The sequence below is a fragment of the Mucilaginibacter sp. P1_A3 genome, from assembly GCF_056406855.1.
In genome coordinates, this window is record NZ_JBFTZJ010000012.1 from 41,656 (window position 1) to 54,122 (window position 12,467).

Consider the following 12,467-nt stretch of genomic DNA (forward strand, 5'->3'; position numbering starts at 1 on the left):
TTTATTTTAAATTAACATTTACACCAAAACTGATAGTGCGCGGCACCGGGTATGAGGTATTGTCGATACCGATATTCAAAGGGCTGCTACCTTCAAGTCCGCTTACTTCCGGGTTGGCACCCTTGTATTTTGTAAATACAAACAGTTGCTGGGCGCTGGTGTAAACCCTTATACTTTTAATATAATTATTGCTTTTATTAAGCGGGATAGTGTAGCCTAACGTTACGTTTTTAACGGTAAGGTAACTGCCATCGGTTACCCATCTTGAATTGGTATACCTTGCCAAAGCGGTACCTACAACAATGCGGGGATGCACACCGGCACCAGGGTCTGTTGGCGATTTCCAGCGGTTAGCAACATCTTTGGTTACGTTAAATACACCATCCAGATTCTGAGTATACTCCAACGTACGGTTTTGCAGATCGCCACCATAAGCGCCAGATACGGTAACACCAAAATCGAACTTTTTGTAATACAGGTTATTTGTCATACCGTAGGTAAAATCCGGGTTAGGGTTACCGATAAAGGTTTGATCTTTAAGGTCAATTACGCCGTCTTTATTGATATCAGCATATTTAACCGTTCCAACCTGCGACGGAGAATCGCTGCCAAGGTATTTTGCCGAGCTATCAAAATCTTGCTGGTTTTTATACACACCAATAAATTTATAGCCATAAAACATTCCTAATGGCTGGCCTATCATTTCGATATTGGAACCATTTGTATTTCTTGGCAAATAACTACCGTAAGGGCCTAAATTCAGGATCTTGCTGCGAACAAAACTGATGTTGAAATTAGTTGTCCATTTTAAATTGCCAACTAAATTTTGGCTGGTAATAGAAAATTCATGGCCATGAAACTGTAGTTTGGCAACATTGTCAGATATATTGGAAAAACCTGATTCCTGCGGCACGTTAATCTGGTACAACAGCGAAGAGGTGATTTTACGGAAATAATCGTAACTAATACTTATGCGCCCGTTAAGCAAATTAAAGTCGGCACCAATATCCAGCTGCCTGGATTTTTCCCAGCTTAAATTATTATTACCGATATTGGCAATAGAAGTCCCTGGGGTTAAAGTTCCGTTGAATGTATAGTTACTTGTTTGGGTATTAGGTATGAACCCGTAGTTCCTGATATTAAAATTACCATTAACGCCATAACCAGCTCTCAATTTAAGGTCGGATACGAAGGAGACCTTCTGCATGAAGGGCTCTTCAGAAACATTCCAGCCAATTGATACCGCCGGGAAATTTCCGTACTTGGTGTTCGGTGCAAAACGGGATGATCCGTCCCTTCTGAATGAGGCAGAAACCAGGTACCTGTTTTTATAATTATAATTTAAACGCGATACAAACGAAGCCAATGACCATTCCTGGATATCCGTTTGAGGATTATTAAAAAGCGTGGCGGCTGCCAATGATGGTATGTTATCATTAGGAAAACCATAGCCGGATATATAACTATTATCCTGGTGATATTTTTGGGCTGTATAACCTACCAGTACATCAAAATTATGATCCCCGAAAGAATGTTTATAATTCAGTGTATTTTCGGTAAGCCATGAATAGTAAATGTTGCTTCTTGAAGATGCATTGGCCTGGTTTGGAGGTGGGGCAAACAACCCGCCGGATGTAGAAGGATTCCAGACTTTATTTTGCTCATTTACATAATCGATATTTAAAGAGGTCCTGAAATTCAGATCTTTTATAATTTCCACGTTAGCATAAGCGTTGGATAATAAACGTCCCTTTTGCGTGTTGTTCTTTGCTTCTGTTGCTACACGGTACCAGTTGGGGTTACCAAAAAGACCAGGCGACTGTGAAGTTAAAGGCAAAGAACCATCTGCATTTTTATAAGGTGATAATGGCGAGCTGGTTATCGCGTTTTGAATGATACCGCCGCCAAAAATATTACCATCGCTATTGCCGTTAGCCTGTTTTTCATAAGTTGGCGCTACGTTTAAACCAACTGTAATTTTACTATTAAACTTATACTCCGAATTAACACGCAGAGAATATCTCTTATAATTTGATGCGATAAGTACACCGTCCTGGTTAAGCATGCCGAGGGTAGCGGTAGTGGTTGATTTTTCGGTACCGCTGTTTAAAGCCAGGTTGTAGCTTTGAATAGGCGCGTTACGCAATAAAACATTATACCAGTCGGTACCTTTACCTGCATATTGCGATGGATTTTGGTATTCAACAGGGATGCTTGTAGCCTGCCCCAGACGAATTTTTTCTGTAAACACATCTTGCTCATATTGCGCAAACTCCTGTGCATTCATCACATCTGGCCGCCCCTTTTGCGGAACACTTTGCACACCATAAAAAGCGTTGAAAGTCAACGAGTTTTGACCCGGCTTGGCATGTTTAGTGGTAATGATAACCACACCATTTGAAGCCCTTGAACCATACAAGGCAGTTGAAGATGCATCCTTTAATATGGTAAAGGTTTCTATTTCTTCCGGATTAAGGTTATTAATATCGCTCACCAAAGGCACACCATCAACCACATATAATGGCTGGGAATTGGTACCAAAAGATGCCGCGCCACGAATTCGGATCTGTATACCCTGACCCGGTATGCCTGTTGTTTGATTTACCTGCACGCCCGGCGTTTTTCCCTGTATCATTTGCGTAAACTGGGTTACCGGTTGGTCTTGCACATCAGTAGCCTTTATAGAAGTTACCGCACCCGTTATATCTCCTTTTCGTTGCGATCCGTAAGCCACAACCACAACTTCATTGAGGCTTTTGGAACCACCTGTTAATTGTATATTTAATACAGATGTGTTATTAACCGCAACTTCTTTTGTTACATATCCAATGTACCTTATTACTAAAACGGCACTGCCGCTGCTCACTTTAAGCTTAAAATTGCCGCTTACATCGGTAGCAACACCGTTGGTTGAGCCCTTTTCGGTAACTGTTACGCCAACCAGAGCTTCGCCATTTTCGCCGGTTACCTTACCAGATACTTCAAAAAGTGGTTTACTATTTTTTTCGGTGGCTATCGCCATTGGGGATGCGGCGCCTACGAAAATCAAAACCAGCATCGAAAAACAGAAAAAGCGATGCCTGCCTCCTAAAAAGGAGGGTAAATTTGTAAAAAAAGTCATAATTTTGAATTAGGTTAGTTATTTAATTGATTGACTAAATGATTGTATTATCTATTCGACCAGGCAATAAAATCATTTAACTAAGCGGGGTATTTCTAAAATATCCCGCTTATGTTTTTTTCTTTTCTTTTTTCAAATTATCTTACTAAGGGTTAGCGTAGTACAGTAACAATTATTATTGAGTTACCTATACTGCGACAGGTTAAAAATGAATTCTATTACAATTGGTTTATGAGACGAATTTGAGGAAGGAACTCCATAATCATCTTTATCAAATTTATTGCAGAATATATCTAAAAGGATATATAAAATGACATTTCTCTTATCTAATTTGATATAAATAACGACGCTGAAAAACGGTAAGATTCTGATGTTTAGCTTCCTGATTACCGGGTAATCCTAAAAAATAAAATCAGGAAGCTAAATTTAAAATTCAAGCTAATTATCCATCGTGCCTTACACCTGGCTAAAATCAGGTACATATAAACCTTTGGAGATTGAAAGAAATAAAAAGGACAGGTGAGTGTTTATCACAAACTTGAGGAAGGGAGAGGGGCCGGTAATATCTGACGCCCCCCACGCGCGGTTTGGAACCCCCAAATTACACTTACTGATCACCTTTTTTTAGTTGTCTATTGCGGTTTTGTTGCGATTTGCAAAATATAAAAATCATTAATCTACTGATTATTAAATAGAAGCATTTCCTCTACTGTTTCGTCGGTTACACAACGTTTTTTAAATTAACAAACCTTCACCACATCCAGCCCAAGCAGCTGACCAAATTTTTTTAGTTTGGAGCTAATGTGACCTATACCTACCGCACAATGGTGAGCAGGCCCGTAGCTGTTCCAATCGTTAACAAACCTCCTGGCCCCGATAGGAAATTTATAACGGCTGTTTGTATTGCCGATTTCCAAAATTGGCCCGGCAACCGATTCCCCCTCTGCCACCAGCAGCATCAATTTGCCGCCAGCCTGTTCAACTACCGAAAGCAACGTAACAGGCCCATTCTTTACGGACATCTCTACCGAAAGGCCCTGCCCCACCTTGCCATGGTAAACCAATAACGGCCTTACTTTGGTTTTCCCTTCCGCTATGGCTATATGGCCCGGGCCATCGTGGCCCATTAATACAACGTCTGCGTTAAAATCCATAGCGTAATATTCAGTAAACGAGCCGCCGGCTCCAAAACTGTCCATAATTTTCATGGCCTGTGCATTTTTTATTTCATACTCACCCGCCACAGGGATTCCCCTGGCTGTAAGGAGGGAGTTACCCAGGATGATAGAACTGATGGTATCCTCGTTATCAAAATTCCCTGTCCCTTTGTAGTAATAAGCCAGCGAACCAAGCTTATGGTTTTCTACCAGTTTATCAAGTGCCAGCGAAGTGCGGGCAGCACGTTGCAATTCCACTACTGTACATCCCTCCTGCACATCAAACTGATCTTTAAATAGCAGTACCCTTTCCTCAATTGCTTCGGATAATATGTCTTTACGCAAACTGGCCAGCTCATCTACCTCCAGCAACTCAATGTGGCCCCCAAAAGCGGCGTATTGCTGCGTAAGATCTGTATATATATCAAGCATCCCGCTGTAATAGTGCCCCATACATCCCAGGCGGTTAAAAGCCATGATGTTGGCAACCCTGGCCGCTTCAACCCATTCTGTTACTTCATCCCAACATTCCGGATCGTTATGCAACATGCCCGTTATCTGGTGAAATTTGATGCCGGTACGTTTAAATACATTAGCAAGCTCCGGTACAGGGCAGGCAGAACAGAAAGCCAGCCACTCACCAGTCATACGGGTACGATCACTCATGCTGTTAAAAGCTGCGTAATCAATTGCAGCATCCGGCGATAGGTTTAATATGATCACCGGCACTTTGGCCCGCTGTACTACCGGTAAAACTGTAGATGAAAGCGCATAGGTAGTAACGTATAAAAAAATTATATCTACATCCTCTCTGCGGAAGGCGCTACCGGCAGCAAACGCCTTTTCGGGAGTATCTATCAATCCAAGATTGATCACCGATGGATGTATATCGGCTATTTTTTTCTCTACCACAGATAAATAGCCTTCAAGGCGCTCTTTTAATTCATTAAACTGCCCCCAGTAAGCATCCAGGCCAATACCAAATAATCCGATTTTTAATGTGCTTTGCTGCATGTAATATTTTTAATACTTGTTATTTTTAATTGATTAATCACTTTTACGCTATATGAAGCGCACATTTCTACTATTTTCCAATTGTTTGAGATTCATTACTAACGAAAGAAAAATGATAGCTGCCAGATGCAACTTCGTATTTTAACCTGTTATTGCTGGCGCCAAGTAGTTTAACTCCTTTAACACTTGAGATTGGCTTACCTCCCTCTTGAACATCCCGCTTATTAATTGCTGGCAAATAAACTGTTGCCGTGGTATTTACGGGTACTGTAATATTAAGCGTTAGCTTTTTGCCCGCTCTTTGCCATTCACATTTAATGTCCCCGCTAACAGATGAATAAGAGCCTTTTACCCAACTCAGGTTACTCAACATTTCGGGTTTTATAATAAACCGCCTAAAACCCGCTCCTTGTATATCCGGACTTATTCCTACCAGGTCATTGAAAAACCATTCGTTGATCTGGCCAGACATAAAATGATTTTGGGAGCCGAAATTGCCAACTCCCGCATCCCACTTTTCTGTAAGGCTGGTAGCTCCCATTTTTAGCTGATAACCATATCCGGGACGTTCTGATTGATTATTCATATCATAAACCACATCCGACCGGCCTTCATCGGCTAATGCACGCAGCAAAAACCGGTACCCAACCTCACCCGAAGTAAAGCTATTGTGATTTTTACGGATATCATCCACAAGCGCTGTTAAAAGTTGATGCCTGTTTTCGGTATCGACTATATCGAAAAATAAAGGCATCGCGCTGGTAGTTTGCGAACCGGTTGCATATAAACCCTTTTGCTTGTTGTAAAACGTTTTATTAAAAGAAGCCCGTATCGCTTTACTGGCCTGATCAAAGCTTTCAGCATCCTTTTGATTGCCCAATACCCGCGCAATTTTACTCATGATCCAGTTATCGTAATAGTAAATTGCAGTACCTGTAAATGAAACAGGCGTTAGCTGCGATCCCCAGGGTTCTTTAGGCCCTATATCATACCAATCTCCAAGTCCGGTATAAATGATGTTGTCTTTTGCTTCGCCTGATAAAAAAGCCAGGTAGTGCTTCATCCTGTCATAATAGCGTTCCAACAATGAAATATCTCCCGAAAACAGGTATTGCTGCCAGGGCACAATGATAAATGAACTCCCCCACTCCGGAGAATTGCGGAACCCGTTTGTCAGTTCGGGCGACCCGGCGATAAAATACTCGGGAGCTATATTGGGTATCAATCCATTATCTAACTGGGCATCAGCCATATCGTTCATTGTTTTCCTGAATAGTTGCGCCATATCAAAATTGTACCTCAAAGAAGGGCCGTTTAAATGATTTTCTTCCAGCCACCCCATTTTTTCGCGTTGAGGGCAATCTGTCATAAAACTCATCATATTACTCCTTTGAGCCCAGCGTACCAATCCGTAAATGTTGTTGAACAATTTGTTTGAACTGGCAAATTTCCCTATTGGCTGGGATGCAGAATGAACAATTATATCATTTAATTCTTCAACTTCAGGATATACACCATCAGCTGAAGGATACAACTCAACCTGCAGATACCTTGCCCCCTGGTAAAAGAATTTCGGGAACCATTTTTCTTTGCCCCCTCCTTTGAGTGTATATTGCCACCAGGCAGGCCGAACGCCATCCTGGGTTGCCGAACTCCTATCCGCAAGTCCATTTGCGCCCAAAAGCTCAGATGGGATCATTCTTACCGATGAGCCCTTAGGACCGCTCACCCTAAGCCCTGGCATCATCGAAGCATTTTGGCCAAAATCATATATATAAAGCTTATTACTTATCCTGGTTATTTTAGCCGGCGCAATGGTATCTATTGCAACAACCGGCGGTGCCGCGCATGATAAACCTTTTAGGCTTCCCCCCGGACCATCGGTTTCCATAGCAGAAACCCATTTATCTCCCGTTGAAAAGCCTGCCTTATCCCACCGGTGGGGTTCAAGAGTGGCATTATAATCTTCGCCACCATAAAAATTTGAATATGTAACAGGGCCGGATGAAACATGCCAGCTTTTATCGGTACAAACGGTCTCTACAGTATTATCGTCATATACCAGCCTGAGTTGCGCGATAGCTTTTGCCGGCCCGAAAGTATTTAAAAACTTAACATACCTCAGGGTATCCGGCTGAATATTGTACATGCCATTCCCTAAAATAATTCCCAGGGCATTATCACCGTTTTTTATTTTATCGGTGATATCAAAAGTATCATATAGTACTGTTTTCCTGTAATCCGTCCAACCGGGGCTAAACAGGTAATTACTCGCTTTTTTACCGTTAATGGTTAGTTCATATGCCGATAAACCACTAACGGAGATCACCGCACTTACCAGGCGCTTTTTCACTTTGAATTCTTTTCTTAAAAGCACAGAGGAGTAATTGGGTATGGTTTTATAATCCTGTGGCCTATCTGTAAGATTGCTCTTTTTAAAGCCTTCACTTTCATTGCTGTCTGATGCTTCAACTTTTTGGCCCGCCGCTATATTTTTGCCGTTGTAAATAATTTCTATTTGCCTTAAAGCAAAAGCGTATCCCGCTCCTTCAGCTGCAAGTTTACTTACTGCTAATCTTACATACCTGCCGGTAGTATTACCTTTATAAATTCGCGCCGGGGCATACCTTTCAGCTTTAAAATCGCTGGCGGTATAGTCGGCAATGGTAACTACATTTTCAAATGACGATTTATCCGATACCTGCAATTTAAACCTGCGTGGAAAGGCATATCCTCCCCTATCTGCATAAAACAAAGGGTATAACGCTACCTCAGAAAAAGGCTGGGACCGGCCAAGGTCAATCTGTACCCATTTTTCCGACCTTTCAGATTCGGCGTTTGCAGATTTGTAACCAACTGAACTTAACGCATACTTATCCGCGCCATCGGCACTTATCCATTTGGCTTGCCAATCACCTGCTTTTAATATGCCCATCGTCCAACAGGCAGGTTTACTCCATGCAGAAATTTTACCCTGCTGATCCCATACCCGAACTTTCCACCAACATTTTTGATTAGATGTCAAAGATTTTCCTGCATAACTGATATACGCCATCCGGTCACTAATTACTTTCCCCGAATTCCAGAGGTCCGAGCCCTGCTTAAAGTCTGGGGTGCCAGATACCATGATCTGATAGGCTGTTTGCCTTGTCCCCCGTTCATTTATGTGGCTATTGATCAGCATATAGCTTAAACCGGGGTTGCTAACATCAATCCCCAGCGGATCATGACGAAGCTCGCAAGCTAACTTTACCGGGAATATTTGAGCATAAGCCGCCAATCCTATTATATTAAGAAAACATAAGACCATTATTTTTTTTCCCGGTAATTGCATTTACTAAAATCTGTTGATGAATATAAAAAAACAGTTTGTATCATAAAGATACATGGCAACAATAAGTTGCCATGTATTTGATATTTAAATTAAAAATAGGGGATTAAGGGCAGCTTCGGAATTAGGTAATGGAACAACCCTTTTTGAAGGAAATCATCTTTTAATAGATTCATGATCTGGAACTAATTATGATTTAGGATAAAGGTTTTTTTGTTGGCCAGCCGGGCTATACGGCATTACACTTATTCCCGGTTTAAAGAGGTAAATTTTTCTCATAAATTTAATTTGGCTTTAATTGGCTTATAACTCCCTGATATTCAATAATAGATAACTACCTGGTTTTACAAAATCAAATCTATCCTGAAGTGAGCGTTCAGAATTATCCTTTTTGATAAATAGGTTATACTTTCTGACAAAAAGATCGGGATGCTTTATTTTCAGCTTATTTAACCTTTTATTTGTATTGCCCAACCCAGCAAAAAAAGGGAACAGGATAAAACAAATCGTACTGTTTTTTCACAAACCAATTATTCAAATGACAAATTATTGTAAATACCTGCCCGTAAATCCGGAAGATGAAGCATGGGGTTTAACAATATTGAATGCGGGGTATACTCACATCCCTAAATCGGCTATTTACCCAAGCAAGGACCATCCTTCCAATTATTATTTTACCTGGAAAAATGGCCGGGTGTTGCATGAATATCAAATCATCTATATAACCCAGGGCGAAGGAGTTTTTGAATCTGAGCATTGCAAACTAAAGCCTGTTGAAGAGGGTAGTATAATTTTACTATTCCCCAATGAGCGCCATCGGTATAAACCAAGTGAAAAAACCGGCTGGCATGAGTACTGGATAGGCTTAAAAGGTCCTATTATGGAAAACATCATGCTAAATGAGTTTTTTAGCATCAATTCGCCGATAATAGATATTGGGCTTAAAGACCCCTTATTTAACCTGTTTACAGATATTATTGAAAAAACCAAAAGCGAAAAGCCCGGATATCAGCCTGCTATATCCGGCGCGGCAGTCCATTTGCTTGGAACCTTGTTTGCCGAAATTAAACAAGCCTCATTTGCAGACGAAGATAATATACAGCTTATCGTTGATCGTGCCCGTTTTTTGTTACGCGATCATATGAACCAACGCATTACACCCGAAGACGTTGCTAAAGAACTACAGGTAGGATATTCCTGGTTCAGGAAAGCATTTAAAAAATATACAGGGATGGCTCCAAATCAATACCTTATTCAACTTAAAATTCAGCAGTCAAAAGAGTTGCTGTTAGTTCCTGAAAACTCAGTTAAAAGTGTTGCTTACCTCTTAAATTTTGAATCAATACCTTATTTCTCCAAGCTGTTCAAGATAAAAACCGGGCTAACACCGCAGGATTACAGAAACAATGGCTTGAAAAAATACGGCACATAAATGAACTTTATTTTACAAAACCTTTTTTCGGGATGATTTTCAAATAGCAATCAGCTAACGGTTTTCTTTTTACATGCAACCGCAAAATTCAATACACCATCCTTTGACAACGAAGAACGATATACATTTCTTAACTTTCTATTAATTATGAGGCTTATAAGGAGCACTTTAACTTTTTTTATTTTATGCAGCGCTATATCCTGCCTGCATGCCCAGGACATCAAATGGAACGAAATTGAACCTGGAATTTGGAAAGCAACTGTTGGCAAACCAGAAAGCTTTAATCTGCTAACAGCTTCGGGCGCTATTGCGTATCATGCCGGGTTAACAGATATGGGAGGTACGCCATTTCCGCTTTTGGAAACAGATATTTCTGCTAAGGTAACTGATGGCAAAACATACCTGCGTTTTCCGTTGGACCGGACCGAACAGTTGTACGGTTTTGGCCTGAATTTTAAAACTGTACAACAACGGGGCAAAATATTAACACTACACGTAGATAACTATGAAGGACGGGATAACGGGCGAACCCATGCCCCTACCCCATTTTATTTGTCATCAAAAGGGTACGGCGTTTTTATAAACAGTGCAAGATATATTAAAATTTACGCCGGTTCGGCAGTAAGAACCGACAGTAAGAATCCTCCCGAAGTGCAGGACAGGAATACGAATGAAAACTGGTCGGCACGCCCCTACTCTGACGGCGTGGAAATGTTGATACCTGCCGAAGGGGTGGAAATTTATGTTTTAGGAGGTCCAACCATGCTTGATGCTGTGCGCCGGTACAACCTGCTTAACGGCGGCGGGTGCCTGCCACCGCGCTGGGGGCTTGGCTTTACACAACGGGTACAACGCTTGTCAAACGCCACCGATGTAGCTAATGAAGCGAGGGCATTCAGTGAGCGTGGGTATCCGCTTGATTTTATAGGGCTTGAACCAGGCTGGCAAAGTAAATCATACCCCTGCACTTTTGAATGGGATAAAACCCGTTTCCCAGATCCCCGTACATTTGTCCAGGGAATGCTTAAACAGAAGATACGATTAAACTTGTGGACCAATCCATATATTTCGCCCGAAGCAACTATTTACAAGCAAATAGCGCCATATACAGGTTCGCATAGTGTTTGGGTAGGCGCGGTTACCGATATAACAATGCCCCAGGCGAGGAATATTTTCTTTGGCGAAATGTCAAAGAATAAAATAGATATAGGTATCAGTGGTTATAAAATTGATGAAGTTGACGGCGGAGACGAATACCTGTGGCCCGATGTTGCTACTTTTCCCTCCGGACACAGCGCCGAGCAAATGCGACAAACCTATGGTTTAATGATGCAGCGTTACGTAACGCAAATATATCACGAGAAAAACGAGCGTACTTTCGGGCTGGTAAGGGCATCAAATGGTGGTGGCTCATCGTTCCCTTTTGTTATCTACAATGATTATTATGATCATCGCGATTTTATTACAGCGCTTATTAATAGTGGTTTCGCCGGCGTGCTGTGGACTCCTGAGGTCCGGGATTCCAAAACAGGGGAAGAATGGCTGAGAAGGTTTCAATCCAATATATTCTCGCCCATGGCTATGATTAACGCGTGGGCAAGTGGCACCAAACCCTGGTCATTCCCGGAAGTTGCAGACCAGGTAAAACAATTGGCAACCTTGCGCATGAAAATGATGCCTTATTGGTACAGCGAATTTGCAAAATACCATTTTAAAGGCACCCCGGTTTTTAAGGCCATGGTATTGGAAACAGGCTTTGCAAATAGCGAACAAAAAAATAGTGTAGATAACACAAACCTTAAAGAAAACCCTTACGGCAAATTAACAACAGAAGAAATTAAAGACCAATATATGGCGGGAGAATACCTGCTGGTAGCGCCAATGTTTACAGGCGAAACCTCCAGGAAGGTCATTTTACCAAAGGGTAAGTGGTATGACTTTTATACCGGCAAATACGTGGGCAACGGCGAAGTAATCAGTGTTACTCCGGGTTTGGATAAGATCCCCGTTTATGTAAAAGATGGCGGAGTTATACCCATGATGCCGGCTATGTTGCACGCGCCATCCAAAAATGAAAAGGTTAACCTCGAGGTACGCTATTATGGAGAAAAGCCAGGGCATTATTTATTATATGACGATGATGGCGAAACTTTTGACTACGAGAAAGGCGCATACTCTTTCAGAGAGATCAACATAGTTTCCAAAAATGGCATTTTAAAAGGTACACTTTCAGCACCCGAAAAAGGAAAACCTAACACTATTGGAAAGGTAACTTTTAAAAAGATGGAGTAACCCGTTGGTTCTTGATCATTAAAAAGAGTTTACAAGGGCGATTGAACAAATTGTTGTACGTGGAATGCTTATTAACTTAGCTGCATGCTATTTTGATTACTAATTATCAAAACAGATAAG

Annotated in this window: 5 protein-coding genes; 2 read left to right on the top strand and 3 right to left on the bottom strand. The window is 41.5% G+C overall.

The window, feature by feature from the left end:
- Position 1 precedes the first annotated feature (1 nt).
- The 3 genes from AC1D0K_RS24270 to AC1D0K_RS24280 all read right to left on the bottom strand — a co-directional run bounded on the left by AC1D0K_RS24270 (position 2) and on the right by AC1D0K_RS24280 (position 8,602).
- On the bottom strand, positions 2–3,121 hold the full coding sequence (locus AC1D0K_RS24270; protein WP_477442668.1) for a SusC/RagA family TonB-linked outer membrane protein: 3,120 nt from the start codon (positions 3,119–3,121) through the stop codon (positions 2–4).
- Between the two features lie 740 nt (positions 3,122–3,861).
- Positions 3,862–5,292 carry an arabinose isomerase gene (locus AC1D0K_RS24275; protein WP_477391347.1) on the bottom strand — a complete coding sequence of 477 codons (1,431 nt, stop codon included), beginning with the start codon at positions 5,290–5,292 and terminating at the stop codon, positions 3,862–3,864.
- 70 nt (positions 5,293–5,362) lie between these two features.
- Entirely contained in the window at positions 5,363–8,602 is a 3,240-nt protein-coding gene (locus AC1D0K_RS24280) for a family 78 glycoside hydrolase catalytic domain (protein WP_477391348.1), read from the bottom strand.
- A gap of 559 nt (positions 8,603–9,161) precedes the next feature.
- Here AC1D0K_RS24280 and AC1D0K_RS24285 point away from each other — a divergent pair.
- Together AC1D0K_RS24285 and AC1D0K_RS24290 are read left to right on the top strand one after the other, a co-directional pair.
- Positions 9,162–10,055 (top strand): helix-turn-helix domain-containing protein, encoded by an 894-nt coding sequence (locus AC1D0K_RS24285; RefSeq protein WP_477391349.1) that lies wholly within the window; start codon positions 9,162–9,164, stop codon positions 10,053–10,055.
- Between the two features lie 147 nt (positions 10,056–10,202).
- Positions 10,203–12,347 (top strand): glycoside hydrolase family 31 protein, encoded by a 2,145-nt coding sequence (locus tag AC1D0K_RS24290; protein ID WP_477391350.1) that lies wholly within the window; start codon positions 10,203–10,205, stop codon positions 12,345–12,347.
- Positions 12,348–12,467 lie beyond the last annotated feature (120 nt).

Bases quoted from the DNA above. Each gene is read 5' to 3' on its own strand.
- AC1D0K_RS24285 (WP_477391349.1), top strand. From the start codon at position 9,162: ATGACAAATTATTGTAAATACCTGCCCGTAAATCCGGAAGATGAAGCA.
- AC1D0K_RS24290 (WP_477391350.1), top strand. From the start codon at position 10,203: ATGAGGCTTATAAGGAGCACTTTAACTTTTTTTATTTTATGCAGCGCT.
- AC1D0K_RS24270 (WP_477442668.1), bottom strand. From the start codon at position 3,121: ATGACTTTTTTTACAAATTTACCCTCCTTTTTAGGAGGCAGGCATCGC.
- AC1D0K_RS24280 (WP_477391348.1), bottom strand. From the start codon at position 8,602: ATGGTCTTATGTTTTCTTAATATAATAGGATTGGCGGCTTATGCTCAA.
- AC1D0K_RS24275 (WP_477391347.1), bottom strand. From the start codon at position 5,292: ATGCAGCAAAGCACATTAAAAATCGGATTATTTGGTATTGGCCTGGAT.